Below are 24728 nucleotides of genomic sequence, written 5' to 3'. Positions count from 1 at the left end.
CCGGCGAACGGCTCAGTTCGGCTCGACGAACGGCGCCAGCAGGCCCGGCACGGCCTCCACCGCGAAGGCCAGCCCCTCGGACGCGTCCGCGTCGTACACCGTGTACGCGCCCGCTCCTGCGGCCGTCGTCGCGGTGACGTTCAGCAGCCCGGCCCGTCGCTGGAAGTACGACTGCCGGACCGTCCAGCCGATCACCCCGGCCCGTTCCAGCGCGGCCGTGGAGCGTCGCAGGGAGCCCGAGCGGGTCACCAGGTAGCCGCCGCTGAGCGCGTGCCCGAGACCGCGGTAGGCATCACGGGCCAGAAGCACCCCGGCGGGCAGTCCGACGACCGCGCAGCCGAGCGCGGTCCAGAGCAGGACGGGTGTCAGCAGCGCACCGAGCAGGGCCTGGACCAGGACGGGCACGCCGACCGCCCAGCAGGCCCGGCGCAGTCGCCGGCCGCGCGCGGCGGGCGGGTGCGGGGTCAGTGCGGCGGCGGTGGGGGACACCGTCTCGCGCAGCACGGCGGCGGCGGCCCCGTCGGCGACCGGCCGGGGTACGGCGGGCACCAGGGTGTTGTGGTCGCCGTGTTGTTCCTCGTCGTCCTTGGCCAGCCCGGTGGTGATGGCGTCGACCCGGGCGGCGCCCAGGAGCCTGACGCCGAGCGGCTCGACGAGGTCGACGCCGCGCAGCCGCCGCTCCTCGATGGAGACGGACCGGGAGGTGAGCAGTCCCCGCCTGATGCGCAGGGTGCCGCCGGGCTCCCGTTCGAGGCGGTAGTTCCACCACATCTCGACCCAGAGACCCAGGGCGCCGACGACGCCGGCGAGTGTCGCGGCGACGGCGAGGAGCACGATCACGGACGGCAGGGAGAAGTCCCGGAACCGGTCGCTCGCCCACTCGATCACCTGGCCCTGCGCCCCGAACCAGTCGCTGACCTGCAGCACGGCCCCGGCCGCCGCGCCACCGAGTGCCGGTGCGACGAAGGAGACCGGTGCGTAGCGGATCCAGCGCGGGTCGAGCGTGACGAGTTCGCCCTCGCGGTGGCTGCCGGACGTCCCCGTGAGGCCCCGCTCCAGGAGCGCGCGGCGCAGTCGTTCGCCCTCGGCACGCCGGACCGGGTCGAGTTCCAGCGTGGAGTCGTCGCCGTGGTGCTCACCGGTGCCGATCCGGACGGTGACGAGGCCCAGGACGCGCTGGAGCGGGTGGGCGGTGAGGTCGACGCTGCGGATGCGTTCCCGCGCGAGGGAGCGCTTCCTGGTCAGCAGGAGGCCGGTGTGGAGCTCGACCCGGTCGGCTCCGATCCGGTAGCGGGTGCGGCGCCAGCGTACGTAGTCGGCGCCGGCGCTGCCCGCGATCAGCAGGGCCGCACCCGCCGCCACCCAGGCGACCGCGGCGGTGAACCCGAACCGTCCGGAGAGCCCGAGCGTGGTCGGTACGGCGGCTCCGGCCGCCACGCCCGCCGTGACGAGGGCGGTGGCCAGGACCGTACGACGGTCGAGCCGTCGCCAGTCCACGGCGGGGGCGGCGGTGCTCATGTGGCGTCGCCCGGGGTGTCCTGGGTGATGCGCGTCAGCCGTTCCGCGAGCTCGGCCGCCAGTTCGTGGTCGAGGCCCTCGATCCGGACGGCGCCCTTGGACGAGGCGGTGGTGACGGTGACCGTGGCGAGCCTGTAGAGCTGTTCGAGGGGGCCGCGCACGGTGTCCACGGTCTGGATCCGGGACATCGGCGCGATCCGCCACTCCTGCCACAGCACCCCCGTACGGACGTACACCGCCTCGTCGGTGACCTCCCAGCGGTGCGTACGGAACCACCAGAGGGGGACGAGGACGGCGCAGCCGGTACCGAGCACCGCGAGCGCGGCGGCGGACAGCAGCAGCCAGAACCGTGCGGACGGGACGAAGACGCCCAGCACGGCCAGGACCACGACCGGCAGCGCTGTCAGCAGCAGCCACTGCGCCCGCCACCAGCCGACGGCCCGCGGGTCCAGCGTGTGTGCCGGAGCCCTGAGGCCGACCCCCTCCCCCGTGGTCATGGGCTCAGCGCCCCCGGAGCTCGCGGTAGGCGGCGACGAGCGCGGCGGTCGAACTGTCCAGCTGTTCGGCGCCCTTGCCCTCGGTCAGCACCGGCTCGATCTTCTTGGCGAGGAGCTTGCCGAGCTCGACGCCCCACTGGTCGAAGGAGTCGATGTTCCATACGGCGCCCTGGACGAAGACCTTGTGCTCGTACAGCGCGATGAGCTGGCCGAGCACGGACGGGGTCAGCCGGTCGGCGAGGATCGTCGTCGTCGGGTGGTTGCCGAGGAAGGTCTTGTGCGGCACCAGTTCCTCGGGGACGCCCTCGGCGCGCACCTCGTCCGGTGTCTTGCCGAAGGCGAGGGCCTGGGTCTGGGCGAAGAAGTTGGCCATCAGCAGGTCGTGCTGGGCGACCAGGCCGGGCAGCAGCGCGTCGACCGGCTCGGCGAAGCCGATGAAGTCGGCCGGGATGACCTTGGTGCCCTGGTGGATCAGCTGGTAGTACGCGTGCTGACCGTTGGTGCCGGGGGTGCCCCAGACGACCGGGCCGGTCTGCCAGTCGACCGGATTGCCGTCCCGGTCCACGGACTTGCCGTTGGACTCCATGTCGAGCTGCTGCAGGTACGCCGTGAACTTGGACAGATAGTGGCTGTAGGGCAGCACGGCGTGCGACTGCGCGTCGAAGAACGCGCCGTACCAGACGCCCAGCAGGCCCAGCAGCAGCGGGACGTTCTCCTCGGCCGGGGCGGTACGGAAGTGCTCGTCGACGAGGTGGAAGCCGTCGAGCATCTCGCGGAACCGGTCCGGACCGATGGCGATCATCAGCGAGAGGCCGATGGCCGAGTCGTACGAGTAGCGGCCGCCGACCCAGTCCCAGAACTCGAACATGTTCGCGGTGTCGATGCCGAAGTCGGAGACCTTCTCCGCGTTCGTCGACAGGGCCACGAAGTGCTTGGCCACCGCGTCCTGACCGGCCCTCAGACCGGTCAGGAGCCAGTCACGGGCGGAGGTGGCGTTGGTGATCGTCTCGATCGTGGTGAAGGTCTTCGACGCGATGACGAAGAGCGTCTCGGCCGGGTCGAGGTCGTGCACGGCCTCGTGCAGGTCGGCGCCGTCGACGTTGGAGACGAAGCGGAGGGTGAGCGAACGGTCCGTGAAGGAGCGCAGCACCTCGTACGCCATCGCGGGTCCGAGGTCGGAACCGCCGATACCGATGTTGACGATGTTCTTGATCGGCTTGCCGGTGTGACCGGTCCACTCGCCGGACCTGACACGGTCGGAGAAGGCCGCCATCTTGTCGAGCACCGCGTGCACGGCGGGCACCACGTTCTCGCCGTCGGCCTCGATCACGGCGTCGCGCGGGGCGCGGAGCGCGGTGTGCAGGACGGCGCGGTCCTCGGTGGTGTTGATCTTGTCGCCGCGGAACATCGCGTCGCGCAGCTCGGCGACCCCGGTGGCCCCGGCGAGCTCACGGAGCAGCCGGAGCGTCTCGTCGGTGACCAGCTGCTTGGAGTGGTCGACGTACAGATCACCGACGCGCAGGCTGTATTCCGTGCCGCGCTCGGGGTCGTCCGCGAACAGCTGTCGCAGATGGGTCTTCCCGAGCTGCTCACGGTGCTTGCCCAGCGCGGTCCATTCCGGCGTCTGGTTGAGCCTGGTTCGGCTTTGTGCGTTCATCCCGGACATCAGCCCACTTCTTCTCGTAACCGCAGTTCCCCGCTGCCCCTCCAACTTAATTGATCAGGGCGGCGGACGGGACAACGGCGGGCTGCGGCACGGCAGAAGCGTTCCGGCCGGACACCCTGGGGGTGTCCGGCCGGTGAACAACTTCTACTGAGGCACGAGAGGTGTCAGATCTCGCCGCGGAGTTTGGCGAGGGCTTCCGCGAGGATCGCCTCACCGTCCGCGTCGCTGCGGCGCTCGCGCACGTACGCGAGGTGCGTCTTGTACGGCTCGGTGCGCGGCGGGTCCGGCGGGCTGTCCCGGTCCTGGCCGGCCGGGAATCCACAGCGCGGGCAGTCCCAGGTCTCCGGTACCTGCGCGTCATGGGCGAAGCTCGGCTGCGTCTCGTGCCCGTTCGAGCACCAGAAGGAGATGCGGGCCCGGGGCGCGGACTCGCCGCGCTCGGCCTCCCCCATCGGCCCCGCTCCGACCCGGCTTCCCCGGATCGCGTTGCCACTTGCCACGGTCGTAACTCCCTGCGTGATGGTGCTCGAAGATGCCCCAGTCTACGTAAGGCCCAACGCGCGTCCAGTGGTTGGAGTTACACCCTCACCGGAATCGCGTACGACGGGTCAGTTGTCCAGCTTGATGAGCAGACCAAGCACCACGATGCACGCGAACCAGCCCAGACCGACCACGACGGTGATCCGGTCGAGGTTGCGCTCGGCGACCGAGGAACCGCCGACGGAGGACTGCATTCCGCCACCGAACATGTCGGAAAGACCGCCGCCCTTCCCCTTGTGCATCAGCACCAGCAGCATCAGCAGCAGGCTGAAGACGATCAGGGCGATCTCGAACCCCAAAATCACGGCTGGTCCCTACTTTCCGGAATTCCTGACTGCATGTGCGAACAACGGGGGCCGGGAGGCTGCCCTCCTGGCCCCCGCAAGGGTACGACGGATCCGCGCTAGCGCATACTCACTGGTCGCGGAAGCGGACGATCTTGACGAACTCGTCGGCGTCCAGTGCGGCGCCGCCGATCAGTGCGCCGTCCACATCGGGCTGCGCCATGATCGCGGCCACGTTGCCGGACTTCACCGAGCCGCCGTACTGGATGCGGACCGCGTCGGCCAGCTCCTGCGAGTACAGCTCGGCGAGGCGGACGCGGATCGCACCGCAGACCTCCTGCGCGTCCTCGGGGGTGGCGACCTCGCCGGTACCGATGGCCCAGACCGGCTCGTAGGCGATCACGATGGTCTCGGCCTGCTCGGCCGGGATGTCCTTCAGCGCGCCGTCGAGCTGGGCGAGCGTGTACGCGACCTGGTCACCGGCCTTGCGGATGTCCAGGCCCTCACCGACGCAGAGGATCGGGGTCAGGCCGTGCTTGTAGGCGGCCTTCACCTTGGCGTTGCAGACCTCGTCGGTCTCCGCGTGGTACTGGCGGCGCTCGCTGTGGCCGACGGCGACGAAGGTGCACTTCAGCTTGGCGAGCATGGGGCCGGAGATCTCACCGGTGTACGCGCCGGAGTCGTGCGCCGAAATGTCCTGGGCACCGTACTTGATCTTCAGCTTGTCGCCGTCGACCAGCGTCTGCACGGAGCGCAGGTCGGTGAAGGGCGGCAGGACGGCGACCTCTACGGCGTCGTAGTCCTTGTCGGCCAGGGCGAAGGCGAGCTTCTGGACGTGGGCGATGGCCTCGAGGTGGTTGAGGTTCATCTTCCAGTTGCCCGCCATCAGCGGGGTCCGGCCTTGGGCGGTAGCAGTCATGAAAGGTCAGTCCTCCAGTGCGGCGAGGCCGGGAAGCGTCTTGCCCTCGAGGTATTCGAGGCTGGCGCCGCCACCGGTCGAGATGTGTCCGAACGCGTTCTCGTCGAAGCCCAGGATGCGGACCGCGGCGGCGGAGTCGCCACCGCCGACCACACTGAAGCCCGAGGAGTCGACGAGGGCCTGGGCGACGGCCCGGGTGCCCTCGGCGAAATCGGGGTGCTCGAAGACGCCCATCGGGCCGTTCCAGAAGACGGTGGCCGCGTCGGCGAGCTTCGATGCGTAGAGCTTGTTGGTCTCCGGGCCGTTGTCCAGTCCCATCTGGCCGGCCGGCATGGCGTCGGCGGCGACGGTGGTGGGGTGGGCCGGGGCCTTGGTCTTGAGGTCGGGGAACGCCGGGGCGACCACGACGTCGACGGGGAGCACGAACTCCACGCCCTTCTCCGCTGCGCGCTTGAGGTACTCCTGCACGACCGGGATCTGGTCCTCCTGCAGCAGCGAACTGCCGACCTCGTGGCCCTGGGCCTTGAGGAAGGTGTACGCCATGCCGCCACCGATGAGGATGCGGTCGGCGCGCTCCAGGAGGTGATCGATGACGCCGAGCTTGTCGGAGACCTTGGCGCCGCCGAGAACCACGGCGTACGGGCGCCGCACGTCGTCGGTGAGCTTCTTCAGGACGCCGACCTCGGTGGCGATCAGGTCGCCCGCGGCGTGCGGGAGCCGGGCCGGGAGGTCGAAGACCGAGGCGTGCTTGCGGTGGACGGCTCCGAAGCCGTCGCCCACGTACAGATCGGCGAGCTCGGCCAGCTGGTCGGCGAACACGCCGCGCTCGGCGTCGTCCTTCGAGGTCTCGCCCGCGTTGAACCGGAGGTTCTCGATGACGGCGACCTGGCCGTCGGTGAGCGCGGCGACGGTGGCGCGGGCGGACTCGCCGACCGTGTCGGTCGCGAAGGCCACGTCGGTCCCGAGCAGCTCACCGAGGCGGGTGGCCGCGGGGGCCAGCGAGAACGCCGGGTCCGGGGCGCCCTTGGGACGGCCCAGGTGCGAGGCGACGACGACCCGGGCGCCGGCCTCGGCCAGCTTCGCCACGGTCGGCTGGACGGCGCGGATGCGGCCGTCGTCGGTGATGGTGGTGCCGCTGAGCGGCACGTTGAGGTCGGCGCGGACGAATACGCGCTTGCCGGTGACCCCTTCGGCGAGAAGTTCGTCGATCGTCTTCATCTGTCTGGACTCCTTGGAGGACGAGGGAGCATGCAGCGGGGCCCGAACGGCGCTGCGTTGCGCCGTCCGAGCCCCGTGCTCACATCGAGGTGCCTGCCGATCCGAGGATCAGAGCTGGCCGCCGACGAAGACGGTCAGGTCGACGAGGCGGTTGGAGTAACCCCACTCGTTGTCGTACCAGCCGAGGATCTTCACCGTGTTGCCCTCCTGGACCATGGTCAGGGAGGAGTCGAAGGTGCAGGACGACGGGTCGCTGACGATGTCCGAGGACACGATCGGGTCCTCGGTGTACGTCAGGAAGCCCTTCAGGTCGCCGTCGTCGGACGCCTTCTTGAACGCGGCGTTGACCTCGTCCTTGGTGACCTCGCGCTGCAGCGTCACGACGAGGTCGGTGGCGGAACCGGTCGGGACCGGAACTCGCATCGCGATACCGTCGAGCTTGCCCTTGAGCTGCGGCAGGACCAGGGCGGTGGCCTTGGCGGCACCCGTCGTGGTCGGAATGATGTTCTCCGCGGCGGCGCGGGCGCGACGCAGGTCGGAGTGCGGGAAGTCCAGGATGCGCTGGTCGTTCGTGTACGCGTGGACCGTCGTCATCAGGCCCTTGACGATGCCGAAGTTCTCGTCGAGAACCTTGGCCATCGGCGCCACACAGTTGGTGGTGCAGGAGGCGTTGGAGATGACGTGGTGGTTGGCCGCGTCGTACTTGTCCTGGTTGACGCCCATCACGATGGTGATGTCCTCGTCCTTGGCCGGAGCCGAGATGAGGACCTTCTTGGCGCCGCCCGCGATGTGCTTGGCGGCGTCGGCCTTCTTGGTGAAGATGCCGGTCGACTCGATGACGATGTCGACGCCCAGCTCACCCCACGGGATGTCTGCCGGGTTGCGCTCCGAGAGCACCTTGATGGTGTGACCGTCGACGGTGATGGTGTCGGCGGTGTGGCTCACCTCTGCCTTGAGACGACCCAGAATGGTGTCGTACTTCAGCAGGTGGGCCGTGGTCGCAGTGTCACCCAGGTCGTTGACAGCCACGATCTCGATGTCCGCACCCTGCTCCAGCAGCGCGCGGAAGTAGTTACGACCGATGCGGCCAAAGCCGTTGATGCCTACGCGGATCGTCACGAACCGATCTCCTCGTTAGGTACGCCGGTTTTCGACGCCGGCGAGTTGTATGGGATGTCCCCGACCGCCTCCGACCCTACCTCTCCGAAGCCTTCGGGGTGACATCGAGCGGGGCCGTAGGAACGGCGGAGGCCCGTACTCCCCAGTAGGAGTACGGGCCTCCGGTTGTCCGGTCCCACGCGCTGCGACGATTACGCAGCGTCAACGCCCGCGGGTGCGCGGCGCGTTCCCCCCGCAGCTCGTCGGCAGGGGGTGCGGATCAGCCGACCAGGCCGTCGGCCAGCTCTTCGCTGAGAGTGGATTCCGTGCTCGGGATGCCGAGGTCCTGGGCCCGCTTGTCGGCCATCGCCAGGAGACGGCGGATCCGTCCGGCGACGGCGTCCTTGGTCAGCGGCGGGTCGGCGAGCGCGCCCAGCTCCTCCAGGGAGGCCTGCTTGTGCTCCATGCGCAGCCGTCCGGCCGCCGCGAGGTGCTCGGGGACCTCCTCGCCGAGGATCTCCAGCGCGCGTCCCACCCGGGCGCCCGCGGCGACCGCGGCCCGGGCGGACCGGCGCAGGTTCGCGTCGTCGAAGTTGGCGAGCCGGTTGGCGGTGGCGCGGACCTCGCGCCGCATCCGCCGCTCCTCCCAGGCCAGCACCGACTCATGGGCGCCCAGCCGGGTGAGCAGCGCGCCGATGGCGTCGCCGTCCCGGACGACGACGCGGTCCACGCCGCGCACCTCACGGGCCTTCGCCGCGATGGAGAGCCTGCGGGCGGCGCCGACCAGGGCGAGCGCGGCCTCCGGGCCCGGGCAGGTCACCTCGAGAGAGGAGGAGCGGCCGGGCTCGGTGAGCGAGCCGTGGGCCAGGAAGGCCCCGCGCCAGGCGGCCTCGGCATCGCAGGTAGCCCCCGAGACCACCTGCGGGGGCAGTCCGCGGATGGGACGGCCCCGACCGTCCACCAGGCCGGTCTGGCGGGCCAGCTGGTCGCCGCCCGCCACCACGCGCACGACGTAGCGCGAGCCGCGCCGCAGCCCGCCGGGTGCCATCACGATCAGCTCCGAGCTGTGCCCGAAGATCTCGAGAATGTCCCGCTTCAGCCGGCGCGCCGCCATCGCGGTGTCCAGCTCCGCCTCGATCACAATCCGGCCGCTCACCAGGTGCAGCCCACCAGCGAACCGAAGAATCGCCGAGACTTCTGCCTTCCTGCAGCAGGTCCGGGTTACGGGAAGCCGAGAGATTTCGTCCTTCACCGCTGGCGTCATCGCCATGGGCCGATCCTTCCATGCATCCGAAAAATACGGTCGTACGCGGCGGCCAACAGCTCCGGATCATGAATCGGATCGCCGTCGGGTGAGGCCACGGGCGCCAGCTCGACCGCGGCGCCGAGCCGTTTTGCGGCATCGGCGAGGGACTCGCGGTCGGGCACGGCGGCCTCGTCGGCCAGCACCACGTCCAGGGCGAGTTTAGGGGCGTGTCGTCCCAAAACCTCCAAATGACGCTGCGGAGAGAAGCCATCTGTTTCACCGGGTTGCGGTGCGAGGTTCAGCGAGAGGACCTTCCGGGCCTTCGTTTCGATCAGTGCGTCCAGCAGATCGGGCACGAGCAGATGCGGAATGACCGAGGAGAACCAGGACCCGGGACCGAGTACCACCCAGTCCGCGTCCAGGACCGCGGCGACTGCCTCGGGGACGGCCGGCGGGTCGTGCGGGACCACGTGCACGGACTGGACCTCGCCCGGGGTGAGCGCCACGGTCGCCTGGCCGCGCACCGTGTCCACCCGGTCCGGATGGTCCGGGTCGTGCCCCTTGACGAGGGCCTGGAGCTCCAGCGGCACGGCGGACATGGGCAGCACCCGGCCGTGCGCGCCGAGGAGCTTGCCGACCAGGTCCAGGGCCTGTACGTGATCGCCGAGCTGCTCCCACAGGGCGACGATCAGCAGATTGCCGACCGCGTGTTCGTGCAGGTCGCCCTTGGACTGGAAGCGGTGCTGGATGACCTGGGCCCAGGTCTGGCCCCAGTCGTCGTCGCCGCACAGGGCGGCCAGTGCCTTGCGCAGATCGCCGGGCGGCAGGACGCCCAGCTCCTCGCGGAGCCGGCCGCTGGATCCGCCGTCGTCGGCGACGGTGACCACGGCGGTCAGGTCGCCGGTGATCCGCCGCAGCGCGGTGAGCGAGGCGGACAGGCCCATGCCGCCGCCGAGCGCGACGACCTTGGGCTGTGCGCCGCGCTTGCGGCCCGACAGCGGGGTGCCCCTGCGCAGTCTGCGCAGTCGCATGTTGCGACTGGTCACTCGCGCCCCATGTCCCGGTGCACGAGCACGGTCTCGATGCCCTCGGTGGCGAGCCGGGCGGCCAGCTTCTCCGACATCGCCACGGAGCGGTGCTTGCCGCCCGTGCAGCCGACGGCGATGGTCACGTACCGCTTGCCCTCGCGGCGGTAGCCCGCGGCGACGAGCTGGAGCAGCTCCGTGTACTGGTTGAGGAACTCCTTGGCGCCCGGCTGGTCGAAGACGTACGCGGACACCTCCTCGTTGAGCCCGGTGAAGGGGCGCAGCTCGGGGACCCAGTGCGGGTTGGGCAGGAAGCGGCAGTCCACCACGAGGTCGGCGTCGACGGGCAGCCCGTACTTGAAGCCGAAGGACATCACGGTGGCGCGGAGCTCCGGCTCCTCGTCGCCCGCGAACTGGGCGTCCATCTTGGCGCGCAGTTCGTGCACGTTGAGGCTGGAGGTGTCGATCACCAGGTCGGCGTCGCCGCGCAGCTCGCGCAGCAGGTCGCGCTCGGCGGCGATCCCGTCGACGATGCGGCCGTCTCCCTGGAGGGGATGCGGCCGGCGGACCGACTCGAAGCGGCGGACCAGGGCGTCGTCGGAGGACTCCAGGAAGACGATCCGGCGGGTGACGCCCTTGGACTCCAGGTCGGCGAGGGACTCCCGCAGATTGTCGAAGAAGCGGCGGCCCCGGACGTCGACGACGACGGCGATCCGTGCCACGTTGCCCTGCGAGCGGGCGCCGAGCTCCACCATGGTGGGGATCAGCGCGGGCGGCAGGTTGTCGACGACGAACCAGCCGAGGTCCTCCAGACACTTGGCCGCCGTGCTGCGGCCGGCGCCCGACATTCCGGAGATGATCACCAGCTCCGGGATGGCCACCGTGCTGTCGCCCGTCTCGATCGAGGTGCCCGTACTCACGTCTGCTGCTCCGTCTGCTCGGTCTGTGCGGTCGTGCCCGTGTTCATTCTCGTGCTCGGTCATGTCGTGCTGCCCCCGTCGTCCTCTTCAATGATCTCTCCTGTGGCCGTGTTCACGGCGGGCGTGGCCGGGGCGGCCGCGGCGAGGGCGACAGCCACTGATTCCGCCGTCCTGCGGCCTATCCCCGGAACCTCGCAGATCTCGTCGATTGTCGCCTGCCTCAGCTTCTTCACGGAGCCGAAATGCTTGATCAACGCCTGTTTCCGGGTCTCTCCCAGACCGGCGACGTCGTCCAGGGGGCTGGCCCTGATGCGCTTGGCCCGTTTGGCGCGCTGGTAGGTGATGGCGAAGCGGTGCGCCTCGTCGCGGACGCGCTGGAGGAGATAGAGGCCCTCGCTGGAACGGGGCAGGACCACCGGGTCGTCGTCATCGGGCAGCCAGACCTCTTCCAGCCGCTTGGCCAGCCCGCAGACGGCGATGTCGTCGATCCCCAGCTCGTCCAGGGCCCGCTTGGCCGCCGCGACCTGGGGCTGCCCGCCGTCGACCACGAGGAGCTGCGGCGGGTAGGCGAACCGCTTGGGCCGGCCGTCGTCCTCACGGGGCTCGGCGGGTGCGTCCTGGTCGGGGACAACCGGTACCGGGCCCGTGGGAGCGGGGCCGTCGGCGGCGGGGGCGGCTCCGGCAGCGGTGGCGGAGGCTCCGGTGGGAGCGGGGGCGGCTCCGGTGGGAGCGGGGGCGGCTCCGGTGGGGGCGGGGGCGGCTCCGGTGGGGGCGGGGGCGGCTCCGGTGGGGGCGGGGCCCTCCTCCCACTCCCCCGTGCGTTCCTTCTCCTGGAGGTAGCGCCGGAAGCGCCGGCTGATCACCTCGTGCATCGAGCGGACGTCGTCCTGTCCCTCGAAGCCCTTGATCTGGAAGCGGCGGTATTCCCCCTTGCGGGCCAGACCGTCCTCGAAGACCACCATCGACGCCACCACGTCGTCGCCCTGGAGGTGGGAGATGTCGAAGCACTCGATGCGCAGCGGGGCCGTGTCGAGGCCCAGCGCCTCGGCGATCTCCTCCAGGGCCCGGGACCGGGTGGTCAGGTCGGAGGCGCGTTTGGTCTTGTGCAGCCCGAGGGCCTGCTGGGCGTTGCGCTGGACCGTCGCCATCAGGTCCTTCTTGTCCCCGCGCTGCGGGATGCGCAGACTGACCTGGGAACCCCGGCGGCCGGCCAGCCACTGGGAGACCGCGTCGGGGTCCTCGGGAAGGGCCGGGACCAGTACCTCCTTGGGGACGGAGTCGCCGGTCTCCTCGCCGTACAGCTGTTGCAGGGCGTGCTCGACGAGGCCCGAGGTGTCGACGTTCTCCACCTTGTCGGTGACCCAGCCGCGCTGGCCGCGCACCCGGCCGCCGCGGACGTGGAAGATCTGGACGGCGGCCTCCAGCTCGTCCTCCGCGACCGCGATCAGGTCGGCGTCGGTGGCGTCGGCGAGGACGACGGCGCTCTTCTCCATGGCGCGCTTGAGCGCCTCCACGTCGTCGCGCAGGCGGGCCGCGCGCTCGTACTCCATGTCCTCGGCCGCCGCCATCATGTCCTTCTCCAGGCGGCGGATGTACGTGCCGGTGCGGCCGGCCATGAAGTCGCAGAAGTCGTCCGCCAGTTCCCGGTGCTCCTCGGGGGTGACCCGGCCGACACAGGGCGCCGAGCACTTGCCGATGTAGCCGAGGAGGCAGGGACGGCCGGTCCTGGCGGCGTTCTTGAAGACGCCGGCGGAGCAGGTCCGCACCGGGAAGACCCGGAGCATCAGGTCGACCGTCTCGCGGATCGCCCAGGCGTGCCCGTACGGACCGAAGTAGCGCACGCCCTTCTTCTTGGCACCGCGCATGACCTGAACGCGCGGGAACTCCTCGTTGAGCGTGACCGCGAGGTACGGATAGCTCTTGTCGTCGCGGTACTTGACGTTGAACCGGGGGTCGAACTCCTTGATCCAGGAGTATTCGAGCTGGAGCGCCTCGACCTCGGTGGAGACAACGGTCCACTCCACGGACGCGGCGGTGGTCACCATCGTGCGCGTACGCGGATGGAGGCCGGACAGGTCCTGGAAGTAGTTGGCCAGGCGCTGGCGCAGGCTCTTCGCCTTCCCGACGTAGATCACCCGGCGGTGCTCGTCGCGGAATTTGTAGACCCCCGGGGAGTCGGGGATCTGTCCCGGCTTGGGGCGGTAGCTGGAGGGGTCTGCCATGGCTCCCACCCTACTTGCGGGCAGTGACAGCACGGTGTGGCTCATGGATGGTGCCGCGCTCCGGGACACGGGGTGGGGGCACGTGTCCCGGAGTGCGGGGTCATCGGGTGCGGACGGGTCCCGCGGTCACGTCGTCCTGCGGCGGTGGCAGGTGCGCAGGGCGGTGAAGCCGCAGAGGGCGAGTACGGCGACGGCGCCCGCGGCCGCTGCCCCGGAGGTCGCGGTCAGGGCGGTGCCCGTGGCGGTGCCCGCCGCCGCGATGGCGGGCCCGGGCTCTCCGTTCGCGGACGTGGCGCCGGAGGGCCCGTAGCCGCCGGCCCGGCCCGCACGGGCGTAGCCGGAACCGGGGAGCTTGTCCGCGTACGCGCTGCGTACCCGGGTGCGGTAGGCGGCCAGCGTGGTGCCGCCCGCGCCGACCGCACGTACGGCGTCCCCGTCCAGCGGGAGCACCCGGGTGCCCTTCTGGACGTACCAGGCGTCGATCTGCGGTTCCCTGAAGACGATTCCGCCGGGCAGTTTGCGGGCGCCTGCGGCCGCGTACCGGGTCTCGTCGTCGCCGGTGGCGATGTTCACCACCTGCCAGCTCCCGTCCTTCCCCGGTTCGGGCAGCGTCCAGAGGGACGCCTTCTGGCCGTCCGAGGAGACCGCCGTGCTGGCCAGGTAGTCCAGCGCGGCGACGGGCGCCCCCGGCTCTCCCGCGACGAAGTCCGCGGACAGGGTGCGTACGGGCACGGCCGCGCCCTCGATCCGGGGTGCGGCCGCCGCCCTGGTGACAGCGCCCTCGCGGGCGAAGAACCGGGACAGCGTGTTCAGGGTCGTGGCGTCGGTGGCCGCCTCGTGGGCCGCTGCCAGGGCCGCGGGGCCGGCCGAGGGCCCGGTGGCGGCGGCCGCCTGCGGGGCGACGGCGAGCAGGGCCGCGCCGGCCAGCACGCCGACCGCGGCCAGGGCGGCGGCGAAGGGACGTGCGCTGCGCACGGCACGGGTGGCGGAGCGGGACTGCGAACGGGTGGAGGTCATGCCGTCACGCCCCTATCCGGTAGAGCGAGTGGGTCCAGGAGAACTCGCTGTTGTTGACGTACCAGGCGTGCGACGCCCAGTTGTAGCGGTTGCTGGAGGGCCAGGGATCGCCCCAGTAGACCCAGCTGTTCGCGTCGTCGTACCCGTACAGGACATGCATGTGGCCGCCGCCGGAGGACCACTGGATGCGGGTCTCCACCGGACGTCCGGCGGAGATCTCGGCCTGCACGGTCGGGTAGCGCAGCCAGCCGGTGACGTACGAGCCGGGGTTGACGCCGGCCCAGTACAGACCGTCCTGGACGTTGCCGAGCGAGGCCTGCGAGTTGGGGCACTCGTAGCCCTGGGCACGGCCGAACGCGGCGTTGCAGAACTGGTTCTGGCTGTAGCTCCGGCCGAACCAGGTGGCGATGGTGTTGCCGGCGGCGGCCCAGCACCAGTTCGTCTTCTGCTGGGCCTGCATGCTGATGTTCAGCCGCTGGGCGGCGGCGAGGGTGCCCGTCACGGTGGAGACGGCGGTGGACCGACCGATGGCGGAGGCAGAGGCAGAGGCGGCACGGTACTGATCGGCGGCGGTGGCGGCGTGGTGCTGATCGGCGGCGGTGGCGGTCGCCGTGGGTGCGGCGAGCAGTACGGCGGCGAGTACGGCTGTCACCGACAGCCGTCCCGGCCGGATTCTTCGGTTGCGCATGGCGTTCCTCCCGTGGCGGGGGGTGGGGGATCCAAGGAGCGCGTCCGGACGCTGACGAGGAGCATCAACCGTTGTCGGGAGCGGGTCAACACGCTTCAATGCGGGGGAACATCGCGGTGTGAACGCCGGTGGCGGGTGCGTGAACGCTCTCCCCCGGCCACCTGCGGCCCCGTACCCGCCGGCGCGGCCCGGCCGTCGCCCGTCGTGAACGTTCACCTGGAGGACGCATGCAGCACACCGAGGCCGAACTGGCGCAGGTGCTGCACACCGGCCCGTTCCATCTGGCGCTGCGCACCGCCCTCTCGGTGCGCGGACTGCCACTCCAGCGCGTGCAGCACCATCTGGCGCACCGCGGTGTCAAGGTCGGTGTGACCAGCCTCAGTTACTGGCAGCAGGGCGCCCGCCGCCCGCAGCGACCGGAGTCCCTGCGGGCCGTGAAGGCGCTGGAGGAGGTGCTGGAGCTGCCGGGGAACTCCCTGCTCGGGCTGCTGGGGTCCGGGGAGTCCGGCGGCGACGCCGACCGCCCGCCGGCCCGCTCGTACCGCTCCCTGATGGAGGCCTCCGGGGCGGTGGAGCGGCTGCTCGCGGCAATGGAGTCACCCTCGGACGGCGGGCTGCACACGGTGGGGCACCAGGAGCGGGTACGGATCGGGCCCGGCCGCCGGATGGAGGTCCGGAGCTCGCAGCACGTCGTGCGCGCCCACCGCGACGGCGTCGACCGCTATCTCGCCGTGTACCGCGGCGACCCGGGCTGCGAACCGGCACGGGTCGCGGTGAGCGCCCGGGAGAACTGCCGGACGGGGCGGGTCCGCTGGGACGCGGAGACGGGGGTGCTGGTCGCGGAGCTGCTCTTCGACACCCGGCTGCGGGCGGGCGAGACGTACCTCTTCGGCTACGGCTTCGAGGACGGTACGGGAGGGCCGTGCGGCGAGTACGTCCGCGGCTTCAGCTTCGGCGGCGGGCAGTACGTGCTGCAGGTCCGGTTCGACGAGGAGGCGCTGCCGGTACGGTGCCGGCGATTCGCCCAGGCATCGGCGGGGGCGCCGCGCGGGGCCCGGACCGATCTCACGCTCACCGGCCGGCACCGGACCGTGCATCTGGTGGAGCAGGGGGTGCGGCCCGGCCTGGTCGGCATCGACTGGGACTGGGAGTGAGACGGGCCGCGATCAGGCGTCGGGGCCCGCGATCAGCTTTCCGCCTTCGACCTTGACCGGGACCGAGGGCAGCGGCACGGTCGCGGGGCCGTGGACCGCCTTGCCGGTCGTGGTGTCGAAGAGGCTGCCGTGGCAGGGGCAATGGCCCTCGTTCTTCTCGACCTTGTCCAGCAGGCAGCCCGCGTGGGTGCACTGGGCGCTGAACGCCTTGTACTGCCCCTTGGCCGGGCAGCTGACGATGACGCGCTGCTCGCGGTAGAGCTTGGACTCGCCGACCGGGATCTCGTCGGGGGCGCCGAGCTCGACGGGCGCGGTCGGGGTCGGCGTCTCGGCGTGCCCGAGCTTCGATTCGGTCGAGCAGGCGGCCACTCCCAGCCCGGCGACGCCTGCGAGAGCGGCGCCCTTCAGCACGGTGCGGCGGGCGGTGGGCTGGCCGGACATGCGGTCTCCACGGGTCAGAGGGGCAGAGGTGCCAGGGCTGCCCGGGGCGCCTGAGCGATGGGGGCAGCGGTGACGTATCCGACGATACCGGCGGAGCCGGACGCCCTCGCGCGCGGGCCGGTCACGCGCGGTCGTGCCTGGTCAGGGCCGGTGCGGGACGCGCGACGGTGCGCGCCGGGGGCGGGAAGGCAGGCCCCGGTCGGGACGCCGCGAGGCAGGACGCGGCGAGGTGGCGGCCCCTCGGGAGGGGCCGCCACCTCGCACCGCGTGATCGTGCTGTCAGGCCTTGCGCGCGCGGGTCGCCTTCTTGGCCGCGGACTTCTTCGCCGCTGCCGTCCCGGTGGCCTTCGCCGTGACTGCCTTGGCCGTGGCGGTCTTCGCCGTCGCCGTCTTCCGCGCGGGGGCGGACTTCGAGGCGACCGCCTTCTTCGCAGCCGTCTTCCGCACCGGCTTGCGCGCCGCGGGCACGGCCGCCTCGCTGACCCGGTCCGCGTCCAGGATGCCCTGGAGGAACTTCCCGGTGTGGCTGGCGGGGACGCCCGCCACGAACTCCGGGGTGCCCTCGGCGATGACCAGGCCGCCGCCGTTGCCCCCCTCGGGGCCCATGTCGATGACCCAGTCGGCGGTCTTGATGACATCGAGGTTGTGCTCGATGACGATCACCGTGTTGCCCTTGTCGACCAGGCCGGAGAGCACCTTGATCAGCTTGGAGATGTCCTCGAAGTGCAGACCGGTGGTCGGTTCGTCCAGAACGTAGACCGTGCGTCCGGTGGAGCGCTTCTGGAGCTCGCTGGCGAGCTTCACCCGCTGGGCCTCACCGCCGGAGAGCGTCGGCGCGGACTGGCCGAGCCTGACGTATCCGAGACCGACCTCGTTGAGCGTGCGCAGGTGACGCGCGATGGTCGGGACGGCCTCGAAGAACTCCAGGCCCTCCTCGATCGGCATGTCCAGCACCTCGGCAATGGACTTGCCCTTGTAGTGGACCTCCAGCGTCTCCCGGTTGTAGCGCGCTCCGTGGCAGACCTCGCACGGGACGTACACGTCGGGCAGGAAGTTCATCTCGATCTTGATGGTGCCGTCGCCGGAGCAGTTCTCGCAGCGGCCGCCCTTCACGTTGAAGGAGAACCGGCCCGGCAGATAGCCGCGGACCTTGGCCTCCATCGTCTCCGCGAACAGCCGGCGGACGTGGTCGAAGACGCCCGTGTACGTCGCCGGGTTGGACCGGGGGGTCCGGCCGATGGGCGACTGGTCGACGTGCACCACCTTGTCGACGAGGTCGTCCCCGTCGACCCGGGTGTGCCGGCCCGGCACCGACTTGGCTCCGTTCAGCTCGCGGGCCAGGTGGGTGTAGAGGATGTCGTTGACCAGGGTCGACTTCCCGGAGCCGGAGACGCCGGTCACGGCGGTCAGCACGCCGAGCGGGAAGGAGACGTCGATGTCCTGGAGGTTGTTCTCCCGGGCACCGTGGACCGTGAGCAGGCGCGAGGGATCGACGGGGCGCCGGATCTCGGGCATCGCGATCGACTTCTTGCCGGTCAGATACTGACCGGTGATCGACTTGTCGTTGGCCAGCAGCTCCTTGAGCGATCCGGAGTGGACCACCTTGCCGCCGTGCTCCCCGGCGCCGGGGCCGATGTCGACGACCCAGTCGGCGACCTTGATGGTGTCCTCGTCGTGCTCGACGACGATGAGCGTGTTGCCCATGTCGCGGAGGCGGACCAGGGTCTCGATCAGCCGGTGGTTGTCGCGCTGGTGCAGGCCGATGGACGGCTCGTCCAGCACGTAGAGCACGCCGACCAGACCGGAGCCGATCTGGGTGGCGAGCCGGATGCGCTGCGCCTCGCCGCCGGACAGGGTGCCCGCCGCGCGGTTCAGCGAGAGGTAGTCGAGGCCGACGTCGACCAGGAACTTCAGTCGCTCGTTGACCTCCTTGAGCACCCGCTCGGCGATCTTCTTGTCGCGGGCGTTCAGCTTCATGCGGCCGAGGAACTCGGCGCACTCGCTGATCGACATCGCGGCGACCTGGGCGATGGACTTCTCCATCACCGTGACCGCGAGGACGATCGGCTTGAGCCGGGTGCCCTCACAGGTCGGGCAGGGCACCTCGCGCATATAGCCCTCGAAGCGCTCCCGGCTGGAGTCGCTCTCCGCCTCGGAGTGCCGCCTCTTGACGAACTGCACCGCACCTTCGAAGGACGGCGTGGTGTAGGCGCGCTCGCGCCCGTACCGGTTGCGGTAGCGGACCTCGGTCTGGATCTTGTGGCCGAAGAGCAGGGCCTTCTTGGCGCGCTGCGGGAGCCCTGCCCAGGGGATGTCCGTACGGAATCCGAGGGCTTCGGCCAGGGCGTTGATCTGGCGGCCGAAGTACTCCTTGGTATGGCCGTGCGACCAGGGGTGGATCGCGCCCTCGTCGAGGGACTTCTCCTCGTCCGGGACGATCAGTTCCGGGTCGACCTCCATCCGCGTGCCGATACCCGTGCAGTCGGGGCAGGCGCCGAAGGGAGAGTTGAAGGAGAAGGAGCGCGGCTCCAGCTCCTCGAAGGAGAGGTCGTCGTACGGGCAGTAGAGGTGCTCGGAGTACATCCGCTCGCGCTCGGGGTCGTCCTCTGGGAGGTCGACGAAGTCGAGCACGACCATGCCGCCGGAGAGGCCCAGCGCGGTCTCGACCGAGTCGGTCAGCCGGCGCTTGGCGCTGTCCTTCACCGTGAGGCGGTCGATGACCACCTCGATGGTGTGCTTCTCCTGCTTCTTGAGCGTGGGCGGCTCGGAGAGCTGGATGGTCGCGCCGTCGACCCTGGCCCTGCTGTATCCCTTGGTCTGCAGGTCGGCGAAGAGGTCGACGAACTCGCCCTTGCGCTCGCGGACCAGCGGCGAGAGCACCTGGAATCGGCTGCCCTCGGGCAGGCCGAGGACCTTGTCCACGATGGCCTGCGGCGACTGGCGCGAGATGGGACGGCCGCACTCGGGACAGTGCGGCTTGCCGATCCTGGCGAAGAGCAGCCGGAGGTAGTCGTAGACCTCGGTGATCGTGCCGACCGTCGAGCGCGGGTTGCGCGAGGTCGACTTCTGGTCGATGGAGACGGCCGGCGACAGGCCCTCGATGAAGTCGACGTCCGGCTTGTCCATCTGGCCGAGGAACTGCCGGGCGTACGAGGAGAGGGACTCCACGTAGCGCCGCTGGCCCTCGGCGAAGATCGTGTCGAACGCGAGCGACGACTTGCCCGACCCGGAGAGCCCGGTGAAGACGATGAGGGAGTCGCGGGGGAGGTCGAGCGAGACGTTCTTGAGGTTGTGCTCGCGAGCGCCACGGACGATGAGACGGTCGGCCACGCCGGTCCGCACCTTTCTAGAGAGAAGCGGGGGAACTGAGCCCCTGCCCCAGGGTATGGGGGGTGCCACAGCGATGTACGAAGCTTTCGACTCCGAGCGTATAGCACGCGCATTCGATTTACGGACGGCTGATGACTCCTTCACCCGAATGAGTGGCCGACGCTAGGCTCGGCCCATGACTGATCATGTGCACGACCTGGCAGCACTGCGTGAGGCGACCGACCGACTGCTCAGCGCCACGGGAAAACTCGACGACGCGGCGCTCGCCGAGCCGTCGCGCCTCCCGGGCTGGAGTCGGGGTCATGTTGTCGCTCACCTCTCACGTAACGCCGACGCGCTGGTAAATGTTCTCCAGGGCCGGCCCATGTACGCAGACAGCGAAACCCGCGACGGTGACATCGAGCGGGACGCGCCCCGGCCGCAGGTGGAGCAGCTCGCCGACCTGACCGCGAGCGCGGACCGCTTCGCGGCGGCCGCCGCGGTCCCCGCCGACTGGTCGCGCACGGTGACCCTGCGCAACGGGGTGACGGACTCCGCGTCACAGATCCCCTTCCGCCGCCGCGGCGAGGTCGAGCTGCACCACGTCGACCTGGGGATCGGCTATGAGCTGGAGGACCTGCCGGACGAGTTCACCGCCCGCGAGATCGGCTTCCTCACCGGGCGCTTCACCGGGCACCCCGCGGTCGTCCCGACGGACGTGGCCGACGGCACCGGCCGCCGCTGGACGACCGGAGGCGGCGCGGAGGGCGGGCGCGTCGTCGTCCGCGGTACGGCGTCCGAGCTGCTCGGCTGGCTCAGCGGACGGCGCGACGGGTCCGCCCTGACCGTCGAAGGCGGAGCCCTTCCCGCACTGCCCCCGCTATAGGCTGAGAGGCATGACGTACAGCGGAACGGTCAAGGTCGGCGGGCGTGCGGACGTACACGAGTTGACGGATCTGATGATCTCCAAGGTCGCCGTCGGCCCGATGAACAACAACGCCTATCTCCTGCGCTGCCGGGCGACCGGCGAACAGCTCCTGATCGACGCGGCCAACGAGGCCGGGACCCTGCTGACGCTGATCGGTGACGACTCGATCGCCTCGGTCGTCACCACACACCGGCACGGCGACCACTGGCAGGCGCTGGGCGAGGTGGTCGCGGCCACCGGTGCGCGAACGTACGCCGGGCGGTTCGACGCCGAGGGCATCCCGGTCCCGACGGATGTGCTCGTCGAGGACGGCGACACGATCAGGGTCGGGCAGGTCGCCCTGACCGCCCGCCATCTGACCGGCCACACCCCGGGCTCGATCGCGCTCGTCTACGACGACCCGCACGGCGCTCCGCACCTGTTCACCGGGGACTGCCTCTTCCCGGGCGGGGTCGGCAACACGTTCGACGATTCCGAGGCGTTCGTGAGCCTGCTGCACGACGTGGAGACCAAGCTCTTCGACCCGCTGCCGGACGAGACGTGGGTCTACCCCGGACACGGGCACGACACCACACTCGGCGACGAGCGCCCGCGGCTGCCCGAATGGCGCGCGCGGGGCTGGTGACGACGACGGGGGGTGTGGGCGCGCGATCCGCGCGCCCACACCCCCCGTCTCCGCTCAGGCGTCTATGCCCGCGCTCTTGTCCGCGGGATCCGCGGCCTTCCCCGCCCCCGCCGCGACGTCCGCCTCGGCCTGCTTCTTGTTGGCGATCAGACTGGTGATGGTGGTGATCACCAGCACCCCGCAGATGACGCCGAGCGAGACCGCGATGGAGATCTCGGGGACGTGCACCCCGGACTCGTGCAGCGCGTGCAGCACCAGCTTGACGCCGATGAAGCCGAGGATGACCGAGAGCCCGTAGCTGAGGTGGACCAGCTTCTTGAGCAGGCCGCCGATCAGGAAGTACAGCTGCCGCAGCCCCATCAGCGCGAAGGCGTTGGCGGTGAACACGATGTACGGGTCCTGGGTCAGGCCGAAGATCGCGGGGATGGAGTCCAGCGCGAACAGCACATCGGTGGTGCCGATGGCGAGCATGACGACCATCAGGGGCGTCAGGACGCGCTTGCCGTTGACGCGGATGAAGAGCTTGGTCCCGTGGTACCGGTCGGCGACGCCGAAGCGGCGCTCGATGCTCTTGAGGAGGCGGTTGTCCTCGATCTCCTCTTCCTCCTCGCCGGCCCGCGCCTCCTGGACCAGCTTCCAGGCGGTGTAGATCAGGAACGCCCCGAAGATGTAGAAGACCCACGAGAAGTTGGCGATGACCGCGGCGCCTGCGGCGATGAAGATCGCCCTCAGCACCAGGGCGATCAGCACGCCGATCAGCAGCACCCGCTGCTGGAGGTGGGAGGGCACCGAGAACTTCGCCATGATCAGCACGAAGACGAAGAGGTTGTCGACGCTCAGTGATTTCTCGGTGATGAAGCCGGCGAAGAACTCGCCCGATGCCTGGCTCTCGCCGAACACGAACAGGCCGATCCCGAAGAGGGCGGCCAGCGCGATCCAGACGATCGTCCAGATTCCGGCTTCCTTGGTCGATACGTCATGAGGCTTGCGCCCGATGAAGAAGTCGACGGCGATGAGGGCGCTCAGACCAAGAATGGTCAGCGCCCAGAGGGTCCATGAAACGTCCACTGCGCCTCCGGCAGTTCGCTACGGCTACTGATCAGCGTCGTCGCTGCCGGAGGTCTCTTCCACCTGGGCGCACGGGATGCGCGCCTGGGCCGGCGCCCCGGGACCGGTCACAGTCCGTACTGACGGGCACGCCGCGATCGGGAGTACTCCCCTCCGCCCAATGAACAGTACAGGGAACACCAAGGAAAGGTAAAGAGAAGGGTAAAGATGCTCCAAAACACCAGGTGGGAGTGGGTACGGCCGCAGCGGCCAGGTCGACGTGTCAGCGTTGCCCGGTGCGGCGCGCGGCTGCCACGCGTTCCAGAACCTGCTCCAGCACACGGCTGCCGGGCGGGGTCGCGGGCGGCTCGTACGTCCATGCGTGACCGACCCAGGGGTCGGCCAGATGGTCGTCGGCGACCGGGGTGACGCGGAGCAGGGACCGCCACAGCGGGTCGAGAACCGGACCGTACGCGGAGGCGTCCTCCCGGTCCGCGACCATCATGAGATGCACGCCGACGGCAGGCCCCTCGTCGGCGAGATAGCGCAACTGGGTGACAGCGCGGTCATCGAAGCCGTGCGGGAAGTCGTTGACGATCAGCAGCTGCTCGGCCGGGTCCAGGTCGGGCGGCAGCGAATCGGCGGCTCCGGCCCTGATGGCCATCTGCACCAGGTCGACACGCCGGGTGAGGTGGGCCAGGACGGAGGACACTCCCCCGGGACCGGACGCGGGCGGGCTCGCGAGTACCCCGGCAGCGACCAGCGGGGCCAGCGCAGTGGCGGCGGAACCCGCCGGGTCGATGACATGGACCGAGAACTCGTTCGGCGGGTAGACGGCGAGCATCCGCGCCGCGTGCAGGACGGCGCTCTCCATGGCCAGCCGGCGCAGCTGGTCCGTATCGGTCAGGGCGGCGGCCTCGGACGCCGTGCGTCCGCTGTCGATCCACATGCCGCGCTCCAGCGGCAGCCGGACGAGCAGTGGAATGCTCATCCCGCTGCTCTCCGGCAGATGGAGGTCACCGATCCGCAGAGCCATCGGGATCTCCATCGGGACGCGGTAGGCGTGCCAGACGGGGTTGTCCCAGCCCGCGTACGCGGCGGGCAGCGCGGGCTCCACCACGGCGGACTCGGCGGCGAGCTGGGCGAGGTCGCGGTCCAGTGCCTCGCGGGCCCGGCCGGTCAGCTCGTCGCGCTTGGCCCGGGCCTGCTCGCGGGCCCGGTCGCCCGCGCCGCCGATCCGGCTGCGCGGATCGGACAGGGTCCGCTCCAGCTCCTGGTCCATCCGGGATTCGGCGAAGTCGACGGCGCTGCGGTACGCGGCGGTGGCCCGGGCCAGGTCCTCGAACATGCCCCAGACCTGGTTGTAGAGGCGCTCGTCCATCGACCAGCCGGTCGCGTCCCCCGCCACGGGGGTCGCGGGCCTGCCGGGCTGGGCGGGCGGCGCGGCGGGCGGAGGCGGCGGGGGCGCGGTCGACTCCCGGCGCGGGTGCGCGTAGTCGATGGGGCCCCCCGCGGAGGGCGGGGCCGGGGCGACCGGGGTGGTGGGTACGGAGGACGGTGAGGAGGGCTCGTTCAGGGGCTCGGGCTGCGGGGCCGCGTGGGGCCGCCCGGCGCTCTGGGGCGCCCCGGGCCCTCCCGCGTGTCGGACCCGGCCGCCCTCCGGGGTGCGGGGCGGGGGCGGGGTCACCGAGCGGGCCAGTCCGCGGGCTACCGCTTCCTGGATCGACCTCGCCAGTTCGGCCGCCCCGGCGACGCCCTGGTCGGCGAGCATCGCGGCGAGACCGCCGGCGTAGCCCTGCCCGACCGCGCGGACCTTCCAGGCCCCCTGCCTGCGGTAGAGCTCCAGGGCGGCGACGGCGGACTCGCTGTCCAGACCGGTCAGGGTGAAGGTGGCGATCTCCGTGCCGTCGAGTCCGGTGACGGCGACGAAGGGCGAGGCCACGGTCCCGAACCTGGTCGGGCCGCCCGCCTCCAGCGGCAGCGCCAGCAGCACCGTGACCCGGTGCACCGCCTCGGGCAGGGCGTCGAGGTCGACCGCGAGCCGGTGCTCGGCCGCGGCCTGCCTGGACACCTCCAGGCCGGGCAGCTGCGGAGAGCCGGGGTGGGCTATCCACTCGACGCCGTGCACGGTGCCGTGCTCGTCCCCGAGCGTGGCACCGGCCACGACGGGCGCGCCGGCCGAAACCCGGATCTCCAGACGGGTCTGGGGCAACGTGTGGTTCTGCCCCCGGACCAGCTCGGCCGTCATTGCCCTGTCCCCTCGACGAGTTGCTGCTGCGCGATGCGGTGTCGTGCGTGGTGCGGCGCCGGCGGTGCCGGTGCCGCGATGCGGTGCAGCTCCCGGCGGCCGATGCTGCCGGGAGCTG

Annotated in this window: 21 protein-coding genes; 3 read left to right on the top strand and 18 right to left on the bottom strand. The window is 70.7% G+C overall.

Annotated elements, in window-relative coordinates; all coding sequences use genetic code 11:
• Nucleotides 1–12: 12 nt before the first annotated feature.
• The 14 genes from OG959_RS30035 to OG959_RS29970 all read right to left on the bottom strand — a co-directional run bounded on the left by OG959_RS30035 (nucleotide 13) and on the right by OG959_RS29970 (nucleotide 14858).
• Complete coding sequence (locus OG959_RS30035; RefSeq protein ID WP_326663512.1) at nucleotides 13–1518, bottom strand: PH domain-containing protein; 1506 nt, start codon at nucleotides 1516–1518, stop codon at nucleotides 13–15.
• On the bottom strand, nucleotides 1515–2015 hold the full coding sequence (locus OG959_RS30030) for a PH domain-containing protein (protein ID WP_326663511.1): 501 nt from the start codon (nucleotides 2013–2015) through the stop codon (nucleotides 1515–1517). Before OG959_RS30030 ends, OG959_RS30035 begins: the two co-directional genes overlap by 4 nt.
• Nucleotides 2016–2019: 4 nt before the next feature.
• Nucleotides 2020–3672: a glucose-6-phosphate isomerase gene (gene pgi / locus OG959_RS30025; RefSeq protein WP_326663510.1), complete on the bottom strand. Its 1653-nt coding sequence runs from the start codon at nucleotides 3670–3672 to the stop codon at nucleotides 2020–2022.
• 173 nt (nucleotides 3673–3845) lie between these two features.
• Nucleotides 3846–4181 carry an RNA polymerase-binding protein RbpA gene (locus OG959_RS30020; RefSeq protein WP_078622699.1) on the bottom strand — a complete coding sequence of 112 codons (336 nt, stop codon included), beginning with the start codon at nucleotides 4179–4181 and terminating at the stop codon, nucleotides 3846–3848.
• Nucleotides 4182–4289: 108 nt separating this feature from the next.
• The gene (gene secG, locus OG959_RS30015; protein ID WP_018104607.1) at nucleotides 4290–4526 is read right to left on the bottom strand and encodes a preprotein translocase subunit SecG; all 237 of its coding nucleotides are present in this window, start codon (nucleotides 4524–4526) and stop codon (nucleotides 4290–4292) included.
• Between the two features lie 109 nt (nucleotides 4527–4635).
• Nucleotides 4636–5424: a triose-phosphate isomerase gene (gene tpiA / locus OG959_RS30010; RefSeq protein WP_326663502.1), complete on the bottom strand. Its 789-nt coding sequence runs from the start codon at nucleotides 5422–5424 to the stop codon at nucleotides 4636–4638.
• Between the two features lie 6 nt (nucleotides 5425–5430).
• Entirely contained in the window at nucleotides 5431–6642 is a 1212-nt protein-coding gene (locus OG959_RS30005; protein ID WP_326663501.1) for a phosphoglycerate kinase, read from the bottom strand.
• Nucleotides 6643–6750: 108 nt separating this feature from the next.
• Nucleotides 6751–7761: a type I glyceraldehyde-3-phosphate dehydrogenase gene (gap, locus tag OG959_RS30000; RefSeq protein ID WP_219573458.1), complete on the bottom strand. Its 1011-nt coding sequence runs from the start codon at nucleotides 7759–7761 to the stop codon at nucleotides 6751–6753.
• A gap of 259 nt (nucleotides 7762–8020) precedes the next feature.
• Nucleotides 8021–9010, bottom strand: coding sequence for a DNA-binding protein WhiA (gene whiA, locus OG959_RS29995; protein WP_024494235.1), 990 nt, complete (start codon nucleotides 9008–9010; stop codon nucleotides 8021–8023).
• Nucleotides 9001–10032, bottom strand: coding sequence for a gluconeogenesis factor YvcK family protein (locus OG959_RS29990; protein ID WP_219575864.1), 1032 nt, complete (start codon nucleotides 10030–10032; stop codon nucleotides 9001–9003). The genes whiA and OG959_RS29990 overlap by 10 nt, the downstream gene beginning before the upstream one ends.
• Nucleotides 10029–10994, bottom strand: coding sequence for an RNase adapter RapZ (rapZ, locus tag OG959_RS29985; protein WP_326663498.1), 966 nt, complete (start codon nucleotides 10992–10994; stop codon nucleotides 10029–10031). Before rapZ ends, OG959_RS29990 begins: the two co-directional genes overlap by 4 nt.
• The gene (uvrC, locus tag OG959_RS29980; protein WP_326663496.1) at nucleotides 10991–13153 is read right to left on the bottom strand and encodes an excinuclease ABC subunit UvrC; all 2163 of its coding nucleotides are present in this window, start codon (nucleotides 13151–13153) and stop codon (nucleotides 10991–10993) included. Before uvrC ends, rapZ begins: the two co-directional genes overlap by 4 nt.
• Before the next feature lie 126 nt (nucleotides 13154–13279).
• Complete coding sequence (locus OG959_RS29975; RefSeq protein WP_326663494.1) at nucleotides 13280–14170, bottom strand: hypothetical protein; 891 nt, start codon at nucleotides 14168–14170, stop codon at nucleotides 13280–13282.
• Between the two features lie 4 nt (nucleotides 14171–14174).
• Nucleotides 14175–14858, bottom strand: a complete 684-nt coding sequence (locus OG959_RS29970; protein WP_326663492.1) for a papain-like cysteine protease family protein — start codon at nucleotides 14856–14858, stop codon at nucleotides 14175–14177.
• Between the two features lie 227 nt (nucleotides 14859–15085).
• On the opposite strand from OG959_RS29970, the gene OG959_RS29965 reads away from it, so the two are divergent.
• The gene (locus OG959_RS29965) at nucleotides 15086–16012 is read left to right on the top strand and encodes a hypothetical protein (protein WP_326663490.1); all 927 of its coding nucleotides are present in this window, start codon (nucleotides 15086–15088) and stop codon (nucleotides 16010–16012) included.
• A gap of 12 nt (nucleotides 16013–16024) precedes the next feature.
• On the opposite strand, the gene OG959_RS29960 is transcribed toward OG959_RS29965, so the two are convergent.
• Both OG959_RS29960 and uvrA read right to left on the bottom strand, forming a co-directional pair.
• The gene (locus OG959_RS29960; protein WP_219572436.1) at nucleotides 16025–16453 is read right to left on the bottom strand and encodes a Rieske (2Fe-2S) protein; all 429 of its coding nucleotides are present in this window, start codon (nucleotides 16451–16453) and stop codon (nucleotides 16025–16027) included.
• Between the two features lie 279 nt (nucleotides 16454–16732).
• Nucleotides 16733–19783, bottom strand: a complete 3051-nt coding sequence (gene uvrA / locus OG959_RS29955) for an excinuclease ABC subunit UvrA (protein ID WP_326663488.1) — start codon at nucleotides 19781–19783, stop codon at nucleotides 16733–16735.
• Between the two features lie 175 nt (nucleotides 19784–19958).
• Between uvrA and OG959_RS29950 the strand changes: the two genes are divergently transcribed.
• Together OG959_RS29950 and OG959_RS29945 are read left to right on the top strand one after the other, a co-directional pair.
• Nucleotides 19959–20648 (top strand): maleylpyruvate isomerase family mycothiol-dependent enzyme, encoded by a 690-nt coding sequence (locus OG959_RS29950; RefSeq protein ID WP_326663486.1) that lies wholly within the window; start codon nucleotides 19959–19961, stop codon nucleotides 20646–20648.
• 10 nt (nucleotides 20649–20658) lie between these two features.
• Nucleotides 20659–21315 carry an MBL fold metallo-hydrolase gene (locus tag OG959_RS29945; RefSeq protein ID WP_326663484.1) on the top strand — a complete coding sequence of 219 codons (657 nt, stop codon included), beginning with the start codon at nucleotides 20659–20661 and terminating at the stop codon, nucleotides 21313–21315.
• A gap of 54 nt (nucleotides 21316–21369) precedes the next feature.
• On the opposite strand, the gene OG959_RS29940 is transcribed toward OG959_RS29945, so the two are convergent.
• The gene (locus tag OG959_RS29940) at nucleotides 21370–22383 is read right to left on the bottom strand and encodes a TerC family protein (protein WP_326663482.1); all 1014 of its coding nucleotides are present in this window, start codon (nucleotides 22381–22383) and stop codon (nucleotides 21370–21372) included.
• A 262-nt stretch (nucleotides 22384–22645) separates the two neighbouring features.
• The gene (locus tag OG959_RS29935; RefSeq protein ID WP_326663481.1) at nucleotides 22646–24610 is read right to left on the bottom strand and encodes a TerD family protein; all 1965 of its coding nucleotides are present in this window, start codon (nucleotides 24608–24610) and stop codon (nucleotides 22646–22648) included.
• Between the last annotated feature and the right edge of the window lie 118 nt (nucleotides 24611–24728).

It is taken from the genome of Streptomyces sp. NBC_00385, assembly GCF_035917155.1.
GTDB classification, from domain to species: Bacteria; Actinomycetota; Actinomycetes; order Streptomycetales; family Streptomycetaceae; genus Streptomyces; species Streptomyces poriferorum.
Note: the sequence above shows the minus strand (reverse complement) of the source record. Positions and strands in the feature narration are given on the sequence as shown.

Coding starts and splice junctions, on each gene's coding strand:
- OG959_RS29975 (WP_326663494.1), bottom strand. CDS start 14,170: ATGACCTCCACCCGTTCGCAGTCCCGCTCCGCCACCCGTGCCGTGCGC.
- pgi (WP_326663510.1), bottom strand. CDS start 3,672: ATGAACGCACAAAGCCGAACCAGGCTCAACCAGACGCCGGAATGGACC.
- OG959_RS30035 (WP_326663512.1), bottom strand. CDS start 1,518: ATGAGCACCGCCGCCCCCGCCGTGGACTGGCGACGGCTCGACCGTCGT.
- OG959_RS29960 (WP_219572436.1), bottom strand. CDS start 16,453: ATGTCCGGCCAGCCCACCGCCCGCCGCACCGTGCTGAAGGGCGCCGCT.
- OG959_RS30005 (WP_326663501.1), bottom strand. CDS start 6,642: ATGAAGACGATCGACGAACTTCTCGCCGAAGGGGTCACCGGCAAGCGC.
- OG959_RS30030 (WP_326663511.1), bottom strand. CDS start 2,015: ATGACCACGGGGGAGGGGGTCGGCCTCAGGGCTCCGGCACACACGCTG.
- OG959_RS29965 (WP_326663490.1), top strand. CDS start 15,086: ATGCAGCACACCGAGGCCGAACTGGCGCAGGTGCTGCACACCGGCCCG.
- whiA (WP_024494235.1), bottom strand. CDS start 9,010: ATGGCGATGACGCCAGCGGTGAAGGACGAAATCTCTCGGCTTCCCGTA.
- tpiA (WP_326663502.1), bottom strand. CDS start 5,424: ATGACTGCTACCGCCCAAGGCCGGACCCCGCTGATGGCGGGCAACTGG.
- rapZ (WP_326663498.1), bottom strand. CDS start 10,994: ATGACCGAGCACGAGAATGAACACGGGCACGACCGCACAGACCGAGCA.
- uvrC (WP_326663496.1), bottom strand. CDS start 13,153: ATGGCAGACCCCTCCAGCTACCGCCCCAAGCCGGGACAGATCCCCGAC.
- OG959_RS29935 (WP_326663481.1), bottom strand. CDS start 24,610: ATGACGGCCGAGCTGGTCCGGGGGCAGAACCACACGTTGCCCCAGACC.
- OG959_RS29950 (WP_326663486.1), top strand. CDS start 19,959: ATGACTGATCATGTGCACGACCTGGCAGCACTGCGTGAGGCGACCGAC.
- OG959_RS29970 (WP_326663492.1), bottom strand. CDS start 14,858: ATGCGCAACCGAAGAATCCGGCCGGGACGGCTGTCGGTGACAGCCGTA.
- OG959_RS29945 (WP_326663484.1), top strand. CDS start 20,659: ATGACGTACAGCGGAACGGTCAAGGTCGGCGGGCGTGCGGACGTACAC.